Origin of the sequence: Sphingomonas sp. PP-F2F-G114-C0414, from assembly GCF_003688595.1 — a bacterium.
GTDB lineage: Bacteria > Pseudomonadota > Alphaproteobacteria > Sphingomonadales > Sphingomonadaceae > Sphingomonas.
Genome location: NZ_RCWT01000011.1, coordinates 617,558 through 635,251, shown reverse-complemented (window position 1 = coordinate 635,251; position 17,694 = coordinate 617,558). Strand labels below are relative to the sequence as shown.

General features: G+C 65.1%; 18 protein-coding genes. 6 read left to right on the top strand and 12 right to left on the bottom strand.

Annotation, left to right across the window (positions count from 1 at the left end):
- Positions 1-210: transposase (locus C8J47_RS12015; protein WP_243645666.1), on the top strand; the 210-nt coding region annotated here is incomplete at its 5' end.
- Here C8J47_RS12015 and C8J47_RS12010 read toward each other — a convergent pair.
- On the bottom strand, positions 199-1,383 hold the full coding sequence (locus C8J47_RS12010; RefSeq protein WP_121885817.1) for a site-specific integrase: 1,185 nt from the start codon (positions 1,381-1,383) through the stop codon (positions 199-201). The genes C8J47_RS12015 and C8J47_RS12010 overlap by 12 nt on opposite strands.
- Before the next feature lie 469 nt (positions 1,384-1,852).
- Between C8J47_RS12010 and C8J47_RS12005 the strand changes: the two genes are divergently transcribed.
- Positions 1,853-2,647, top strand: a complete 795-nt coding sequence (locus tag C8J47_RS12005) for a DUF72 domain-containing protein (protein ID WP_121885816.1) — start codon at positions 1,853-1,855, stop codon at positions 2,645-2,647.
- 103 nt (positions 2,648-2,750) lie between these two features.
- On the opposite strand, the gene C8J47_RS12000 is transcribed toward C8J47_RS12005, so the two are convergent.
- Positions 2,751-3,041 (bottom strand): hypothetical protein, encoded by a 291-nt coding sequence (locus C8J47_RS12000; RefSeq protein ID WP_060526145.1) that lies wholly within the window; start codon positions 3,039-3,041, stop codon positions 2,751-2,753.
- Positions 3,042-3,210: 169 nt separating this feature from the next.
- Positions 3,211-5,484, bottom strand: coding sequence for a CDC48 family AAA ATPase (locus C8J47_RS11995; RefSeq protein ID WP_121885815.1), 2,274 nt, complete (start codon positions 5,482-5,484; stop codon positions 3,211-3,213).
- Between the two features lie 281 nt (positions 5,485-5,765).
- On the opposite strand from C8J47_RS11995, the gene C8J47_RS11990 reads away from it, so the two are divergent.
- Positions 5,766-6,650 carry a LysR substrate-binding domain-containing protein gene (locus C8J47_RS11990; RefSeq protein WP_121885814.1) on the top strand — a complete coding sequence of 295 codons (885 nt, stop codon included), beginning with the start codon at positions 5,766-5,768 and terminating at the stop codon, positions 6,648-6,650.
- A gap of 120 nt (positions 6,651-6,770) precedes the next feature.
- Here the strand turns inward: C8J47_RS11990 and C8J47_RS11985 are convergent, their stop codons facing one another.
- Positions 6,771-7,229 carry a peptidylprolyl isomerase gene (locus C8J47_RS11985; protein ID WP_121885813.1) on the bottom strand — a complete coding sequence of 153 codons (459 nt, stop codon included), beginning with the start codon at positions 7,227-7,229 and terminating at the stop codon, positions 6,771-6,773.
- Between the two features lie 108 nt (positions 7,230-7,337).
- Between C8J47_RS11985 and mgtE the strand changes: the two genes are divergently transcribed.
- A complete protein-coding gene (gene mgtE, locus C8J47_RS11980; RefSeq protein ID WP_060526149.1) occupies positions 7,338-8,747 on the top strand; it encodes a magnesium transporter in 1,410 nt (469 codons plus the stop codon).
- A 31-nt stretch (positions 8,748-8,778) separates the two neighbouring features.
- The gene (locus C8J47_RS11975; RefSeq protein WP_121885812.1) at positions 8,779-9,183 is read left to right on the top strand and encodes a DUF1489 family protein; all 405 of its coding nucleotides are present in this window, start codon (positions 8,779-8,781) and stop codon (positions 9,181-9,183) included.
- Positions 9,184-9,444: 261 nt separating this feature from the next.
- Here the strand turns inward: C8J47_RS11975 and C8J47_RS11970 are convergent, their stop codons facing one another.
- From C8J47_RS11970 to C8J47_RS11945, 6 genes are all read right to left on the bottom strand, one after another.
- A complete protein-coding gene (locus C8J47_RS11970; protein WP_183129085.1) occupies positions 9,445-10,170 on the bottom strand; it encodes a GIN domain-containing protein in 726 nt (241 codons plus the stop codon).
- A 37-nt stretch (positions 10,171-10,207) separates the two neighbouring features.
- Positions 10,208-10,939 carry a head GIN domain-containing protein gene (locus tag C8J47_RS11965; protein WP_121885810.1) on the bottom strand — a complete coding sequence of 244 codons (732 nt, stop codon included), beginning with the start codon at positions 10,937-10,939 and terminating at the stop codon, positions 10,208-10,210.
- A 121-nt stretch (positions 10,940-11,060) separates the two neighbouring features.
- On the bottom strand, positions 11,061-11,594 hold the full coding sequence (locus C8J47_RS11960) for a CarD family transcriptional regulator (RefSeq protein ID WP_056053923.1): 534 nt from the start codon (positions 11,592-11,594) through the stop codon (positions 11,061-11,063).
- A 202-nt stretch (positions 11,595-11,796) separates the two neighbouring features.
- Positions 11,797-12,138 (bottom strand): ferredoxin FdxA, encoded by a 342-nt coding sequence (gene fdxA / locus C8J47_RS11955; protein ID WP_121885809.1) that lies wholly within the window; start codon positions 12,136-12,138, stop codon positions 11,797-11,799.
- A 283-nt stretch (positions 12,139-12,421) separates the two neighbouring features.
- Positions 12,422-12,730: an RNA-binding S4 domain-containing protein gene (locus C8J47_RS11950; RefSeq protein WP_259467507.1), complete on the bottom strand. Its 309-nt coding sequence runs from the start codon at positions 12,728-12,730 to the stop codon at positions 12,422-12,424.
- On the bottom strand, positions 12,723-15,215 hold the full coding sequence (locus tag C8J47_RS11945; protein WP_121885808.1) for a helicase-related protein: 2,493 nt from the start codon (positions 15,213-15,215) through the stop codon (positions 12,723-12,725). The genes C8J47_RS11950 and C8J47_RS11945 overlap by 8 nt, the downstream gene beginning before the upstream one ends.
- 198 nt (positions 15,216-15,413) lie before the next feature.
- Between C8J47_RS11945 and C8J47_RS11940 the strand changes: the two genes are divergently transcribed.
- Positions 15,414-16,916 (top strand): M23 family metallopeptidase, encoded by a 1,503-nt coding sequence (locus tag C8J47_RS11940; protein ID WP_259467506.1) that lies wholly within the window; start codon positions 15,414-15,416, stop codon positions 16,914-16,916.
- Positions 16,917-16,965: 49 nt separating this feature from the next.
- On the opposite strand, the gene C8J47_RS11935 is transcribed toward C8J47_RS11940, so the two are convergent.
- Positions 16,966-17,172, bottom strand: a complete 207-nt coding sequence (locus C8J47_RS11935) for a helix-turn-helix transcriptional regulator (RefSeq protein WP_121885890.1) — start codon at positions 17,170-17,172, stop codon at positions 16,966-16,968.
- Positions 17,165-17,590, bottom strand: coding sequence for a hypothetical protein (locus tag C8J47_RS18920; protein WP_147454320.1), 426 nt, complete (start codon positions 17,588-17,590; stop codon positions 17,165-17,167). The genes C8J47_RS11935 and C8J47_RS18920 overlap by 8 nt, the downstream gene beginning before the upstream one ends.
- Positions 17,591-17,694 lie beyond the last annotated feature (104 nt).

Genomic DNA, 17,694 nt, shown 5'->3' with positions numbered 1-17,694 from the left:
GAATCGTTCAATGGTCGCTTGCGCGACGAGTGTCTGAACGAACACCTGTTCCCCTCGCTGGCTGCGGCGAGACGGATCATCGAGGCATGGCGGACGGACTACAACACCGTGCGTCCGCACAGCAGTCTTGGCGGGATGGCACCCGCCGAGTTTACGAACCGCCCCCGCCAGGGGCATATGGACACCGAAGCTAAGTTATCAGCGGCCTGAAAACGGGGAGCAGGTCAAAGCTGATGGGTCAAGGCCAAGAAGATGGCGTTCCCACATCGTCAACGCCTTCCGCTTCTCATCCAAATACGCGTGCCGGTTGTATATCCGGTCGACCTTTCCGGTCTCGTGGTTCACCACTTTCCGGGCAACAACCTCGGTAACGCCTAGCTCCGCAAGCTTGGTCCTCACCGTGCGGCGAATGTCATGAATCGTCCATCCGCTCGTGCCTGAAAGCCGGTCCAGTTCCTGTTTGACCTTGTTAAAATTACTGCTCGGCCGATCGCCATCGGTGGTGCTGAACACATAGGCCTCGGGCCCATATTTCGGCAGCGAGGCCAGCGTTGTAAGTGCGGTTTTCGAAAGCGGTACCGCGTGGGGTCGATCCTTCTTCACCTTTTCGCGCGGGATGGTCCAAACCGTGCCTCCGACCTCATGCCACTGCATAGTTGCGACTTCGCTGCGCCGCTGCCCCGTCAACAGGAACATCCTGTACATGGCTCCAAAGGGGGCTGGGAGATCTGACGTTGCCTTCCAGACCGCAGCTATCTCAAGGTCGGATAGCACGCGGTCCCGCTCGGTCGTCCGCCCCGGCGACTTGACGCCGTCACAGGGATTGTTGGCGATCATGTCGCGCCCGGCCGCCCAGTTGAACATCATCTTCAGGTGGCGAAGATGGTTGATCGCGGCTTGGGGTTTCGCTTCGGCGACAATCTCGTCGATGACCGCGATGATGTCCCGTCGCTTAATTTCCGCCACCCGCCGCTTGGTGAACCGGTTCATTCTGGCATGGCGAAGTCCGCTTGCTACATTTCTCCACGACCGGGCGTTTGGCTTGAGATGCTTGTCGACGTAGCTGTCAACCAGCTCACCGTATGTCAGGGTAGTTTCCTCCCGCGACCGGTGTTCGCGTGCGTCGATGCCCTCCTGAGCCTTGCGCATCACGTCCAGTGCAGACGACCTTGCGTTCGCCAAGCTGATGACGGGAAAACGGCCGAGGGTTTTCCGGGTCAGCTTTCCGTTAAGCCGAAACATGACGGAGAACGTGCGTACACCTAACGATGTAACTCGCAGGTGAAGCCCTGGGCAGAGGCCATCGGTATACTCGGCGCGACCTTCGGCGGGGGTAAGCGATGCGGCCTGAAGCCATCTATCTGTGAAGCGAACGATGGGCATAACGAACCTGCGTTGGTGAAACAGGCGCGTAAGTAGTACCGAGGTTCGTGAATTAGCAATACTGCTGCCACTACAAATTTCTGGCAATCACGTAGCATCATTGCGCATCCAGTGGCATGATAACGCATACTCTCTCACAAATAAAATACCGAGCACAACCTTAATAGGATACGGGGTAACGCCCGGGGTAACACGCGACTAAGCTTTGGTGCGTCACTATGCTGTTGTATGCTATGCCGATAGACCTACTCGACAAGGTAAATAGGGTTGCATAATATACTATGAGCGAACACTGCGGCATTTTGCCAAGGTTGGGGTCGAGGGTTCGAATCCCTTCGCCCGCTCCAGTCGCTGCCATGACGGCAGCGACTTTTGCCGATGCGGTCTGCACAGTCCCTTCGCCATATCCCGATATGTACGCCCGAATGGCCCATCGCCAAAAAGGCTTCGCGCGCGCTACACTTCGGCGATGAGCGATATGAGAATCGGTATTGGCGGCTGGACCTACGAGCCGTGGCGCGGGACGTTCTACCCCGAGAAATGGCCGCAGAAACGCGAGCTCGACTACGCCGCTGCCCACGTCACCGCGATCGAGATCAACGGCACCTATTATGGCAGCCAGAAGCCCGCCACCTTCGCGTCCTGGGCCAAGGCGGTCCCCGACGGCTTCGTGTTCAGCCTGAAGGCGTCGCGCTATTGCACCAACCGCAAGGTCCTGGCCGAGGCGGGGGAGTCGATCGCCAAATTCACCGGGCAGGGCATCGTCGAGCTCGGCGACCGGCTCGGGCCGATCCTGTGGCAGTTCATGGCGACCAAGCAGTTCGACCCGGACGATTTCGCCGCATTCCTGAAGCTGTTGCCGGCGAAGCAGGATGGCATCGCGCTCCGTCACGCGGTCCAGGTCCGGCACGCAAGCTTCGCGGTGCCCGCGTTCGTCGCGATGTGCCGCGCTGCCGGGGTGGCGATCGTCTATGCGCAATCCGCCGACTATCCCGCGATCGCCGACCTGACCGGCGACTTCGTCTACGTGCGGCTGGAGGACGCCGAGGAGCGCTTCGTCGCCGGCTATGCCCCGGCCGCACTGGACGATTGGGCGGACAAGGCGAGGCTCTGGGCGGCGGGCGGTCGACCCGAGGGGCTTCCCTATGTCGAAGAGGCGCTACCGCCCAAGCATGCGCGCGAGACGTTCGTCTTCTTCATCAACGGCGCCAAGGTAAGGGCACCCCACGCGGCGATGGCGCTGATCGAACGCGTGTCGGGGTAGTAATCGTCCGTCTGCCGGCGATGACGCCCGAACCTGTGCCCGAGCCTGCGGTCGCTTCCGCTTGCCGAGCACTGGCGCGATCGGCGCCAGTGCCCGCGGCGGATCAATGCGAGGTCTTGACCTTCACGCTGCGGTCGCCGTCCGAGCTCACCGAGCTTTCGCGCACCGTCTTGTGCTCGACGGTCTTGTGACCGACCTTCACGCCGAGGATCTTCTTCGGCCGATGCGTCTTGCGCTTGCTGGTCGTGGTGACTTTCGTCGTGGCGGTGGCGACGCCGTCATGGACCTTGGTGTCGTGATCCACCTTGGTTTCCCGCGTCGTCTGGGCGAGCGCTGGCGTGCCGCACATCATCGTCAGAGCGGCCGCGATAGCCGTAGCATGCTGAATCTTCATGATATGTCCTTCTCTCGTGATCCGTTCGCCAAACGCCCGTCGCGATGAAGGGTTCACTTTCGATCGTGCCGAGGTGGCCACTACGAGGCGGAGCAAGCGCCCAACCACCCCGGAGCCTCTCCCGTCTCGAGATAGGGGCAGGCCGGGGTGGCGATGGGGAACGCCCGATTCAGTCGTCTTTTCTCGGGGGGAAGGCGAAGCCCAGGGGTTGGATCGCCGTCGCATCCTGCTTGAGGCGCGCGGCCATCTGTTCGTATTCGCGCTCGGTTTCCGGGGTGATGCTGGCGCGCGACTCCTTCAGCGCGCCCTCGAAGTCGGCCATCGTCACGTCGGTCGAATCGATCGAGCGGCGCAAGGCCACCAGGCCGGCGCGGCGGACGACGTCCTCCAGGTCCGCACCTGAGAAGCGATCGGTGCGGTCGGCGAGGCGATCGAGGTCGACGTCCGACGCCAGCGGCATCTTCTCGGTCTGGATGCCGAGGATGCGGCGGCGGCCGGCCTTGTCGGGGACGCCGACATAGACGAGTTCGTCGAACCGGCCGGGACGCAGCAACGCCGGGTCGATCAGGTTAGGCCGGTTGGTCGCGCCGATCACGACGACCGACTGCAGCTCCTCCAGCCCATCCATCTCGGCTAGGATCGTGTTGACGACGCGTTCGGTCACCTGTGGTTCGCCCGCGCCTGAGCCACGCGCAGGCACCAACGAATCGAGTTCGTCGATGAAGATCACACAGGGTGCGACCTGACGCGCGCGCTGGAACAAACGGGCGATCTGCTGCTCGCTTTCGCCATACCATTTGCTGAGCAGGTCGGACGATTTGGTGGCGATGAAGTTCGCCTCCGCCTCTCGCGCGACCGCCTTGGCGAGCAGCGTCTTGCCGGTGCCGGGCGGGCCGTAGAGCAGGAAGCCCTTGGCCGGTCGGATACCGAGACGGCGGAACGCGTCGGGGTTCTTGAGCGGGAGTTCGACGCCCTCCTTCAACCGCATCTGCGCATCGTCGAGCCCGCCGACATCGGCCCAACGCACGGTCGGCGCCTGCACCATGACTTCGCGCATCGCCGAGGGCTGGACGCGCTTGAGCGCCCCCAGAAAATCCTCGCGCGTGACCGACAATTCGTCGAGCACTTCGGGCGGGATCGTCCGCTCCTCGAGGTTGAGCTTGGGCATGATCCGGCGGACCGCTTCGATCGCCGCCTCGCGGGTCAGTGCGGCGAGATCGGCACCGACGAAGCCATAGGTGGTGCGCGAGAGTTCATCGAGATCGACGCGGTCGCCGAGCGGCATGCCACGCGTGTGGATGCCGAGGATCTCGCGACGGCCGCGTTCGTCCGGTACGCCGACGACGATCTCGCGGTCGAACCGGCCCGGACGACGCAGCGCTTCATCGATCGCCTCGGGACGGTTGGTGGCGGCGATCACAACGAGGTTCGCGCGCGACTCCAGCCCGTCCATCAACGTCAGCAACTGCGCGACGAGACGCTTTTCCGCCTCGCCCGACACCTGGCCACGCTTGGGTGCGATCGAATCGATCTCGTCGATGAACACGATCGAAGGCGCTGCCTTCGCGGCTTCCTCGAACACTTCGCGTAGGCGTGACTCGGACTCGCCGTACGCCGAGCCCATGATTTCCGGACCGTTGATCAGGAAGAACTGCGCATCCGACTCGTTGGCGACAGCACGCGCGAGGCGCGTCTTGCCGGTGCCGGGAGGGCCATGCAGCAAAACGCCCTTGGGTGGATCGACGCCAAGACGCTGGAACAGTTCGGGATAGCGAAGCGGCAGCTCGACCATCTCGCGCAACTGGTCGATCGTCTGTGCCATGCCGCCGATATCGTCGTAGGTGACGTCGGCGCGGCGCGCGGCCTGGGGCTCCTCGTATTCGGAGCGCAGTTCGATCTCGGTATTCTCGTCGATGTGCACTACGCCCTTGGGGCTGGCGGCAATCACCGCGAGGCGGATCTCCTGGAGCGCGTACGCCGGCGCGTTCATGAACTGCTGGACGTTCGGCGGCATGTTGCCGACGCGCTGATGCCCCGCGGTCGCGACGATATCGCCCTGGCAGATCGGCCGGCCGAGGAAGGTCCGCTTGAGCGCGTTGGTCGAGCCCTGGAGACGGAGGTTCTGCTGCGCGGGGGCAAAGACGACGCGCGTCGCCGGTTTCGACTCGGCTTTGCGCACCTCGACGAAATCGCCCGAGCCGACACCGGCATTGGCACGCTGAAGGCCGTCGATGCGGAGGATGTCGAGACCTTCGTCCTCGGGATACGGACCGACCGCCCGTGCGGGCGTGTTCTGCTTGCCGAGGATTTCGATCACATCGCCTTCGCCGATGCCGAGCGTCGCCATCAACGCGCGCGGCAAATGTGCCAGGCCGCGGCCGCTGTCCTCGGGACGCGCATTGGCGACCTGGATTTTCCGCGTGGGGATTTCGCTATCGGGCATCTCGACTCCTTCGAACTCGAAGGATCAGATGGGGGGTGCATCACGCGGTTTCGAGGACTGGCCCCGTTCGCGCTTCCGAAAACGTACAAAAAAAGGGCCGGCCAATGAAGGCCAGCCCGTGAAAGTTTTTAGGAGAGGATGCCTGAAAGGCGAGGTCTTTTTGCGGCGAGACGGTTCATGTTGCAAGTGCGAAGGGATCAGCTACGATTGCGCTAACTGCAATCGTATGGCTGAATGCGTCCAGCGGTCATTGTCACACTCGTCGAGTCGAAAGAGGGATCATGCGCAGGCTGCCGCCATTGGGGGCTATCGAGGCGTTCGTGCAGGTCGCGCGGCTGGGGTCGATCAAGGCCGCGGCGGAGGACCTGGCGCTGTCCGCGCCTGCGCTCAGCCGTCGCGTGCAGAGCCTTGAGCGGTTCATCGCCAAGCCGCTGTTCGCGCGGCGGCATCAGGCAATGGTGCTCAATGCGGATGGCGAGCGGCTGCTGGCGCAGATCGCGCCGGTGCTCGATTCGCTGTCGGACGCGGTCGAATCGCTGACCAGCACGACCGAGGTGCTGCGGCTGCGTCTCGGGATCCTACCGCTCTATGCATCGCAGAAGCTGTTCCCCAAGCTCGGCGAGTTGCGGACGTCGCATCCCGAACTGCACCTCGATATTGATACTGCGGCGCATCTGGTGTCGCGGCTCGGCGACGGACTGGATGCGGTGATCGCCTTGTCGCGCGAGATCGATCCCGCGTTCTACGCGCGGCGGCTCGATCGCAACTCGGTGTATGTGATCGGCGCGCGGAGCCTGCTGGAGCGCGCGGACCCGGTCACGCGGCCGGAACAGCTCTCGACGCTGACGGCGCTGGTGCACCGCGACATGACGGACACGTTCACCGCGTGGCGGACGGCGGCGGGGCTCGACGAGATCGAGCCGCTCGCGATCGATCATTTCGATTCGGGGGCGCTGATGCTGGAGGCCGCCGCACAGGGTCTGGGTGTCGCGTTCATGCACGCGAGCCACTTCGAGGACGCGAACGATCCGCGACTGGTCCGGTTGTTCGATATCGAGGTGGAGAGCCCGTACAGCTACTGGTTCGTGTGCCGCCCAAGGGCGTTGCAGACCAAGCCGGTGAAGCTGTTCCACGATTGGCTGATACGGACGGTGGCGGAGGTCTAGCCGCTACTCCCCTCCCGCTTGCGGGAGGGGTCGGGGGAGGGGCGTGCCTCACTGACCCGACGCCAGTACGTACGTCGCTCCCTCCCCTAGCCCCTCCCGCGAGCGGGAGGGGAATTCAGCTTACGCTGCGCGTGCCTTGACGATCTTGCCCGGCGCCTTCGGTGGCTCGCCCTTGGGCAGCGCGTCGATCAGGTCCATGCCGTCGGTGACTTCGCCCCAGACGGTATACTGCTTGTCGAGGAAGCGTGCGTCATCGAACACGATGAAGAACTGCGAGTTCGCCGTGTCGGGCTGGTTGGTACGCGCCATCGAGCAGACGCCGCGGACGTGCGGCTCGGCCGAGAATTCCGCCTTGAGGTTGGGTTTGCTCGACCCGCCGGTGCCGTCGCCGCGACCACCGTCACCGCCCTGCGCCATGAAGCCCGGGATCACGCGGTGGAACGGAACGCCGTCGTAAAAGCCTTCGTTCGCCAGCTCGGCGATCCGCTCGACATGCTTGGGCGCCAGATCGGGGCGGAACTTGATCGTGACGTCGCCGCCGTCGAGGGTCAGCGTCAGCGTTTCGGGGGTATCGGACATTCATCGTCTCCTGAATTGATGCGCGGCAGATAGGGAGCCGCACTCCGACTGGCAAATGCATGCGTGTCGCGTTAGGGCCCAACCGACCATCTTTTAAGGGAGGCAGCCATGAGCGAACTCGAGCTTCCCGAGCCCGAAACCGAAACCGCGCCCGAGACGCAACTCGATCGCGACGACCATCTGCGGCCCGAATTCGTCCGGGCCGTGCTCGATGCGGTCGAGGACGGCAACGACGAGGCGGCGCGCGCGCTGGTCGAGCCGCTTCATCCGGCCGACATCGCCGATCTGTTCGAGCTGACCCCGCAGGAGGATCGTGCCGCACTGGCGCGGGCGGTCACCGACCTGCTCGACGGCGACGTGTTCGCGGAGATGAACGATTACGTCCGCGAGGATTTGATCGACGCGCTCGAGCCGCATCAGGTCGCCGATCTTGCGTCCGAACTCGATACCGACGACGCGGTCGCGATCATCGAGGACATGGACGAGGACGAGCAGCGCGCGGTGTTGCGCGCGCTCGATCCGGACGATCGCGCGGCGATCGAGGAGGCGCTGAGCTACGCCGAGGAGTCCGCCGGTCGCCTGATGCAGCGCGAGCTGATCGCGGTGCCCGAGCATTGGACGGTCGGCGACGCGATCGATTATCTGCGCGGCCATGAGGAGCTGACGACCGATTTCTGGGAGATCTTCGTCGTCGACCCCGCGCACAAGCCGATCGGCACGTGCCAGCTGTCGTGGATGCTGCGCACCCCGCGCGGGATCGCGATCGCCGACGTGATGAAGCGCGAACAGACGTTGATTCCGGTCGACATGGACCAGGAGGAAGTCGCGCTGCGCTTCCAGAAATACGCACTGATCTCGGCGGCGGTGGTCGATCATGGCGGCCGGCTGGTCGGGATGATCACGGTCGACGACATCGTCCACATCATCTCCGAGGAAGCGGGCGAGGATACGCTGCGTCTGGCAGGCGCCGGCGATGGCGACATCAACGAGCCGATCCGGCTGACGGTGCGGACGCGGTTCACGTGGCTGGTGGTCAATCTGGGCACCGCGATGGTCGCCTCGTCGGTTGTCGGGCTGTTCCAGGGGACGATCGCGAGCTTTGCATTGCTCGCTGTGCTGATGCCGATCGTCTCGGGAATGGGCGGCAATGCCGGCACGCAGACGCTGGCGGTGGTGGTGCGCGCACTCGCGACCAACCAGCTGACGAGTTCGAACACCGCGCGGATGATCGGCCGCGAGTTCCGTATCGCGGCGGCGAACGGCGTGATGCTGGGCGCGCTGATCGGATGCGGGACGTATGTCATTTTCCGCAACACCGACCTGTCGCTGGTGATCGCCGCGGCGATGCTGGTGAACAATATCACGGCGGGGCTCAGCGGCGTGCTGGTGCCGGTGACGCTCGACAAGTTCCGGATCGATCCGGCGGTGTCGTCGGCGGTGTTCGTGACGACGATGACCGACACGATGGGGTTCTTCTCGTTCCTCGGGCTCGCGAGTCTTTGGGGTCTGCACGGTTGATTGCCGACATTTAAGGCCCATTTCCAACGCCATGCCGCTCCACCTCACCAAAGTCGCGTTCGGCGCGGAAAGCGTCGATCACCTCGCCGAGCGGCTTCGTCTGCGTGGCGAGGAGGGGCCGGTGTTCCTTACCACGCGGTATCTGCCCAAGCGGCACGAGGAAGTGGCCGGGCAGGGCTCGATGTTCTGGATTCTCAAGCACCAACTGATCGCGCGCTCGCCGATCCTCGGGTTCGGCGAGGCCGACGAGGGGCGCGTCGCGATCCATATCGATCCGAAGCTGGTGCTGGTGCAGGCGCGACCCAAGCGCGCGCACCAGGGGTGGCGCTATCTGGAAGGCGCCGATGCACCGCTCGATTTGGGCGGGGATGCGACCGGGCTCGACGTGATGCCGCCCGCGCTGATGACCAAGCTGGCGGAACTGGCGCTCATTTAAGGGGTAGGGCCCGGAGCTCGTCGAGGTTCATACCACCCTATCAAAAGCTCCATCGTCATCCCCGCGCAGGCGGGGATCCATATCCTCAGAGGATAGCGATCTCAGCGTGAGGTCGCCAGTATGGGTTCCCGCCTCCCCGGGAATGACGATTGTTGGGAAGGTATGAGGGCCGATACGGATAGGGGTGACTGGCTCGATCCAGATGCTAATTCAGGTAGGAAGGTGCCGGTGTGGATCGGGCCACAAACGCGCCATCCCCTTCTACGGAGCAGAGACCCCCGCCGCCGGCTTCCCGCAGACCACCGGTCCGCCAGCCGCCGCATCCACCCGGCATTTCGCGTTGCCCGCGACCGTTACCGTTCCCAGCCCGCTGTTCGTCACCTGCGCGGTGTAGCGCGCCGCCGCCTTCACGTCGCCGACGCCGTCGAGGTGCACGGTCAGGTCGTTGACCGCCAGCCCGGTGGCATCGATCGCGCCCGGGCCGCTGGCGATGAGGCGCGCGCGGGCGGCACGGCCGGCGAGAGTCAACTCGCCGGTGCCGATCAGCGTCGCATTCAACTGGTCGGTGTCGGCCTCCGTCAGCGCGAGGCTGCCATTGCCGCTGACCGTCACGTCGAGCTTCATCCCGCGCATCTTCGCGATCGTCAGCCGCCCGCCCGCCGCGACGCTCGCCGAGACGAGGCCGGGGGTCGAGAGCGTGACGACGATCGGCCTGCCGCCGCCGCTTGCGCCACGCGGTTGCTCGCCCCAGCCGCCGGTGCCCTTGCGGACCGACAAGGTCGTGCCATCGACGCGCACCGCCACCCCCTCGTTCACGTCGCCGGCGATCGTCGCGCGCGGCGAACCGATCGTTACGCGCACCTCGAACGGGCCCTCCACACGGATCCGGTCGAAGCTGCCGACCGAGACCGTCCGGGTGGATGCTGGCGCCGGCGCCGCCAACCCCGGTGAGGACAGAAGCAGCAGCGGCGCGAGCAGATATCTCATGCCCGCAACCGTCGTCGCTTCCGCGCCCGCCGGCAAGTCAGTTCCCGCAGCGGACGCTCCCCGAGCCCGTCTTCGAAATGGTGCAGCGCGCGTTCGGGCCGAGATCGACATCGCCCGAGCCCGACAAGCCGACCGAGGCAGGGCCGTCGACGATCGCGCGGACCTTGCCCGAGCCGGAAATGTCGACCTTGGCGGACCGCGCCTGAAGCTTCGGCGCATCGACCGCGCCCGAGCCGGCAATGTCGATGGCGAGCATCCTGGCCGTACCCAAGGCACGCACAGTGCCCGATCCGGCGATCGAGAATGCGGCGTCCTCGACCCGAATCGCGGCGATGTTGAGGTTGCCGGAGCCGGGAATCCCACCTGCGAACTTCGCGCCCTCGACATGGTCGACTGCGATGGTGCCCGACCCCGAGACCGTCGCGTCGGTCAGTCGCGGTAGCGTGACGTACACCTTGACCTTGCCGCTCTTGTTCCAGCCGAAGCTCGAATTGGTCTTGCGGCCGACGTTCAGCGTCTCGCTGCTGCGCTCGATCGTCAGCCGGTCGAGCTGATCCGACGGCCCTTCCGCCCGGACCGAAAAGCCGGTGCCGACCCGCACGTCGATATCGTCCGAGCCGCGCAGGTCGATGCCGTCGAACCCGGTGACCTGATAGGTACGGGTCGTTCCCGATCCCGCCGCCGCAGCCCCCGAGCCCTCGCTGTCGTCGTTCCAGCTGAACGAGCAGGCCGCGAGAGGAATGATCAGTCCGAGCGCAAGAAAGTTCATCGCATCCTCCTGTGTATTGCCTATGCAATACACTCGCGTGCGACATCTGCAAACCGGAATTTAACGAAAAAGGGCGGCCCCGCAGGACCGCCCTTTCGCGTTCGGATCGAGTGCGAAGGCGTTATGCCGGCACCTTGTCCTTGTTGTAGATCGCGGCGGCCGCGCGGAGGATGTCGAGAATCTTCTCCTGCGCCTTGGGCTCGTCGAGTTCTTCCATCGCCGCCAGTTCGCGCGCGAGGCGGCTGGTCGCGCCTTCGAAGATCTGGCGCTCGGAATAGCTCTGCTCTGGCTGGTCGTCGGCACGGAACAGATCGCGGACCACTTCGGCGATCGACACGAGGTCGCCCGAATTGATCTTCGCTTCATATTCCTGCGCACGGCGCGACCACATGGTGCGCTTGACCTTGGGCTTGCCCTTGAGCGTGTCCATCGCCTCGCGCATCGTCTTGTCGGACGACAGCTTGCGCATGCCGACGCTTTCGGCCTTGTTGGTCGGTACGCGGAGCGTCATGCGCTCCTTCTCGAACCGGAGGACGTAGAGTTCCAGTGTCATGCCGGCGATTTCCGAGCGCTGGAGCTCGATCACACGGCCGACCCCGTGCTTGGGATAAACGACGAAATCACCGACATCGAAGGACAGTGCCTTGGCAGCCATTTGGGGCCTTTCCGGATCAGGCCTCGCCGCGACGCCTCGACGAAGGACTCGTCGCTGCTGCATCGGGGGAGGGATAGGTCTACACGTCAGGCGGATGACGTGAATCATCGCGCCCGTCGCGGACTCTTCTAGCAGCTTTGCAACAAAATTACCAGCCGAACGTGGCAGGCGGCTTGCCCTTTTCGGGATTCGCCGCCTCTTATCAGTCGCCTGCGCCGGGCTCGGGCGAGAAATACTTGTCGAACTTGCCCTCGACGCCCTTCATCGTGTCGGCATCCGGCGGCGTCTGGTTGTCGTTGCGCGTGACGTTGGGCCATTGCGCCGAGAAGGTCGTGTTCAGCTCGAGCCACTGCTCAAGGCCGCTCTCGGTGTCGGGGAGGATCGCTTCGGCGGGGCATTCCGGCTCGCACACGCCGCAGTCGATGCACTCGCTGGGATTGATCACCAGCATGTTCTCGCCTTCGTAGAAGCAGTCGACCGGGCACACTTCCACGCAGTCCATGTACTTGCAGCGGATGCAGGCATCGGTGACGACGTAGGTCATTGCAGAACTCCTGGGCCGGATTCCTTTCCGGCGACGAACGCGCCAGCGACTATGCGCGCACGCCGGTCGCGTCAATCATAGCAAGCCTTCTGCGAGACGTTATCACGCTTTGTCGTTTCGATCACATCCTGCCCAACACCCCTCCGTCATCCTGACGAAAGTCAGGACCCAGGATACCAAGGGCAGCGTCTCGTGGCTCTGGGTCCTGACTTTCGTCAGGATGACGGCGGTTGCTCTTGCGCCGTCAGCGTCTTCGACGATCGCTAGCGTCGAGCCTCTTCAATCATTCCGAAGCCGGATCGCGCACTGTTCCGGAAGGCGTCCTCCCGGCGATCAAATCCTGATAGCATCCCTGTGCCTCAGGCGCCGGCCCGCGCCTTACCGGCAGTGCCTCAACCCGGATCACCCGAACCCGGTCCTCCACCGCGAACGTCAGCACATTGCCAATCCTCACCGGGCAATGCGCGCGATCGATCGGGCGGCCGTCGATGCGCAGATGCCCCTTCTCGGCGATCGCCTGCGCGGCGCTGCGCGTTTTCGCGAGCCGCACGAACCACAGGAACCGATCGATCCGCATCGCGCCTTCAACCATGGCGGACCAGTGCGGCCAGCCCGGCAAAGGCGTTCTGTCGCGACGGATCGATCGGGGCAGGGACGACGGCGCGAGCCGGTGGACGACCGCGCCAGACCCAGCGCGGCGTGTCCCCCGCCAGCGCCTTGAACCCGAGTTCGGCCATCAACCGCTCCAGCGACGCAGGGTCGACGCCGATCGAGGTCGCCAGCGCCGGATCGGGCGCAAACGGCGTGCGGCCCTGCCGCGAGTCGTGCGCCGCCCGCGCAATGCGCTCGATCAGGTCGATCCGGACCGCCTGAAGCCCAAGCGGACGGAACCCTGCCTCCAGAACCGCACCCTCGCCGCCACGCGCCAGCACCGTCGCGCCCTCGCGCGGGGCGGTGATCGTCACACCGCGAGCCGCCGCGAGGATACGTCGCCAGCGCGCCGATTCGGGCTTGAGCAACCGCGCGTCGAACAGGTCGAGCGCGCCGACGGTAATCCCGATCTTGCGCAACCGCTTGCGCTCCTCGGGATCGATCGCGTCGAGCGCGAGCCGCATCGGCAACCGCGGCAGGATCCCGCCGGCCTCCTCGATCGCACTCGCGACCGCGCGCAACGCCGGCGTGGCATTCGGATCACGGCTCAATTCGGCAAGGTGAACCAGCACGGCGATCCGCCGCTTCAGCATACCAGCAAGCCACAGCGACAGCCGAGCCTCGATCCGATCGCGCGCAGGCTTGTCGAGGCAATCGAGCGAGCGATCGAGGATCAGCTGCGGCCGCGCGAACGACGGCCCCGCGCCCAGCTTGGCGACCGGATGCCCTGCCCAGATGACCTGCGCCGCATCGTCGAGCGCGATATCCGCATCGGGCGCATTGACCAGCGATTGCCCGCGCCGCGAACGCTCGCCGGTAAGCCGCTTTTCCGCCGCCGCCAGCAGCAGCCGCTTGTCGCTAGCCCGCGCGTCCGCCGCGACGGTGAAGCGGAACCCGTCGAGGCGACCGATCGGATGATCCTCGACCATCACCTCGCCCTCGGGCCCGATCACCACCGGCAACGCGCCCGCATCCGCGCCGATCTGACGCATCAGCGCGGTCGTGCGCTTGTCGACGAACCGCTGAGTCAGGCTGGCGTGGAGCGCATCCGACAGACGTTCTTCGAGCGCGGCAGTACGCGCGGCCCAGAGCGTCGGCTCGGCCAGCCAGTCGGCACGCTGCGCGATATACGCCCAGATCCGCGTCGCCGCGATCCGCCCGGCGATCACCGGCACGTCGCCCGCTACCGTATCGAGCCGCGCGATCTCGTCCGCGAACCACTGGTGCGGGATATGCCCGCGTCCTTCACTCAAATGTCCGAACAGCCGCGACACGAAGCGCGCGTGTGGATCGAGCCCGACTTTACGGAAATCGGGCACGCCGCATGCCGCCCACAGCCGCGCGACCATCGCCTGGTGCCGTGCGCGTTCGCGGACCCAGCCCTCCTCCGCCAGCCGTTTCAACACCCCCAGATCGAGAGCTTGCGGCGCGGCGCGCAAAACACCGGCGGGCGGGCGCGCCTCAAGGCTCGCCACCAGCGCGTCGATGCTGGAGAAATCAGGCTCGCCCTGCCGCCAATAGAGGTTTTCCAGCCGCGGAAACCGGTGTTCCTCGATCGCCAGCACTTCCTCGGGGAGGAATGCGCCGGGACCATCGTCCGACAGCGCGCCAAACGTGCCGTCGCGCTGATGCCGCCCCGCACGACCGGCGATCTGCGCCATCTCGGCCACCGTCAGGCGACGCTGGCGCTTGCCGTCGAACTTGTTGAGGCTGGCGAACGCGACATGCGCGACATCCATGTTGAGCCCCATGCCGATCGCGTCGGTGGCGACGAGGTAGTCGACCTCGCCTGCCTGGAACATCGCAACCTGCGCGTTGCGGGTGCGGGGGCTGAGTGCACCCATGACGACGGCCGCACCGCCACGCAGGCGCCGCAGCATCTCAGCGACCGCGTAGACCTCCTCCGCCGAGAACGCGACGATCGCCGATCGCTTGGGCAACCGGCTGATCTTCTTCGCGCCAGCATAGGTCAGCGTCGAAAAGCGCGGCCGGTTGACGATCTCCGCGCCGGGGACAAGCTTCTTGATCATCGGCCGCAACGCTTCGGAGCCGAGGATCATCGTCTCCTCGCGTCCGCGCGCGCGCATCAGGCGATCGGTAAAGACATGCCCGCGCTCGGGATCCGCCCCCAGCTGCGCCTCGTCTAGTCCGACGAAAGCGACGTCGCGATCGGGCATCGACTCGGCGGTACACAGGAACCAGCGCGCGTCGGGCGGCACGATCTTCTCTTCGCCCGTCACCAGCGCAACGCGGTTCGCGCCCTTGATCGCGACCACGCGGTCATAGACCTCGCGCGCCAGCAATCGCAGAGGAAAGCCGATCATGCCGCTGGAATGCGCGCACATCCGCTCGATCGCGAGGTGCGTCTTGCCGGTGTTGGTCGGGCCGAGAACCGCCGTGATCCCGTCGTTCGCGCCGTCGTTCATTGCAGCAACATCGGGGGTAAAGTCTGCGTGCGCAATGACCTGCGCAGAGTTTCCTCGGTATTAACGATCCGGCGCCAAGACCGCACATCTCGCCGCGATCCTGGCGATGCTCACACACCGGTTAATTTGACTTTAGCAGGTTGCGACCACAACGACCGCCTGACGCCGGGGGGACCGGCACCATCGGGGCGGGCCTGCGTGTATCTTCGTAACGATCAGGGCTTCGAATTGGCGGGCGCGGCACCGGGCCAAGGGTTCGGTCGTGCGCGCGCGTCGTCGCTGCTCCAGCCGACGCGGGCGCTGTTGCGCGACCGGGGGACGCGGATCGACTGGGTGCCCGATCTGGGCACGGCGATCGGCAGTCTCGACTGGTGGCGCGGGTTCGCGACCTGCACCGCGCTGTGTGCCGCGACCTGGATGCTGTCGCCGGGGTTCAAGCCGCTCGTCGGTGCCGTGCCGTCGCCGCTCGCCGGTGCGGAGTGGGAGGAGACGCGCGCCCAGGGCATCGCGTCCTTGGCGCAGGGCGCGACGACCGGGCGGCGGATGGCAGCGAACGACCTCGTCGCGCCGCTCGCCGACGTGCCCGAGCGGCCGAGTATCGACCTCTCCGCGACGCTCGGCGACGGGGACAGCTTCGACCGGGCGCTGATCCGCGCGGGCGTCGGTCGCAACGATGCCGAGGCCGCCGCGGCGCTAGTCGCGCAATCCGTCGATCCGAAGGCGATCCCGGCGGGCACGCGGATCGCACTGACGCTCGGACGGCGGCCGGACCGGACCGTCGCGCGGCCGCTGGAAAAGCTCGATTTTCGCGCGCGGTTCGATCTGGCGCTGTCGCTCGCGCGCGGTGCGGGCGGGCTGACCGTGGACCGCAAACCGATCGCGATCGACTCCACCCCGTTGCGGATCCAGGGGCTGGTCGGCTCAAGCCTGTACCGCTCCGCGCGCGCGGCCGGCGTCCCGGCCAAGGCCGTCGAGTCGTATATCAAGGCGATCTCGACGCGATTGTCGATCGGTCGCGACGTCACCGCCGCCGACCGTTTCGACCTGATCGTCGAGCGACAGCGCGCCGCGACCGGCGAGACCCGGGTCGGCGACCTCCTGTTCGCCGGGATCGACCAGGGGCGCCATAAAGTGCAGCTCGTCCGCTTCGCCCCCGATGCGGGCAATGGCGACCTTGACGACGAAAGCAGCCGCGGCGGCTGGTTCGACGCAGCCGGACAGACCGAGCGACGCGCCGTGTCTGCCATGCCGGTCATCGGGCGCATCACCTCGAATTTCGGCCTGCGCGTGCATCCGCTGCTCGGCTTCACGCGGATGCACAAGGGCCTCGATATCGGTGCGTCCTACGGCTCGCCGATTCACGCGATGACCGACGGCATCGTCACGTTCGCAGGGCGCACCGGCGGCTACGGCAATTTCGTCAAGCTGGTCCACGGCGGCGGGATGGCGAGCGGCTATGGTCATATGAGCCGGATCGCGGTGGCGTCAGGAACACGCGTCCGCGCCGGCCAGGTGATCGGCTATGTCGGCTCGACCGGCATGTCGACCGGCCCGCATCTCCACTGGGAAGTGTGGAAGAACGGCGCGGCGATCAACCCGCGGACGGTCTCGTTCGCCAGCGTCGCGCAACTGTCCGGTGGCAAGCTGCGCGCATTCAGCGCCAAGGTCGCGCGGCTGCTGGCGGTGCGGGTCGGCGGATAGCGTACGTTCTTGATGCGCAAATCAAGAGTTTTGCATCAGCCGCTTGGTATTATTCCTCGATCTGAAACAGCGCTTCGACCGGTCGATCCAACGTACGCGCAAGCTTAAGTGCAAGCAGCGTCGATGGGACGAAGATACCATTTTCAATCGTGTTGATCGTCTTACGGCTAACGCCGATAGCTTGTGCTAGCGCACCCTGAGTGAGTCCGAGCCGCTCACGCTCAGCCTTGAGGATATTGAAAAGGCGATCACCCACGAGCTGCACGCAATTCCAGCGTGGCAAAACTAATAAGTGCCGCTGCGATCGCTGCGGTTGCGACCACACGCACGGCGTCAAATGCGCTGATAGGAGCGGCTTCCTCTACGGTGATCGCGACAGCAAACGCGGATACGATCGAAGCCCAGAAGCCCGCTGTGCAGCTCATCCGTCGATGTTCTCGAACCCCATCATCATCAAGTAGCCGGGCTACGGCGCTATTAGGTTTCAGCCAGCGAGCGAGCGGCAACAGATTGATTGCCGCTGCGAAGCTCAGTCCTGTCCATATACCTCGCAGAAGATCACTTCCGGGCATTGCCATGCTGACCCACAAGGTCACCACGCTCATCGCGGCAAAAACGTAGAAACTGGTCGCCCGATAACGGCCTTTACGTTCTGATACATCGATTGCTGTCATGTCGATCTCCTTGTAACCCTAGGGTTACATGTAACCCATAGGTTACTAGAATCAACAAGCCGTTTTGGGCAGATTGATGCAAAAATCACAAGTTCTGCATGCGG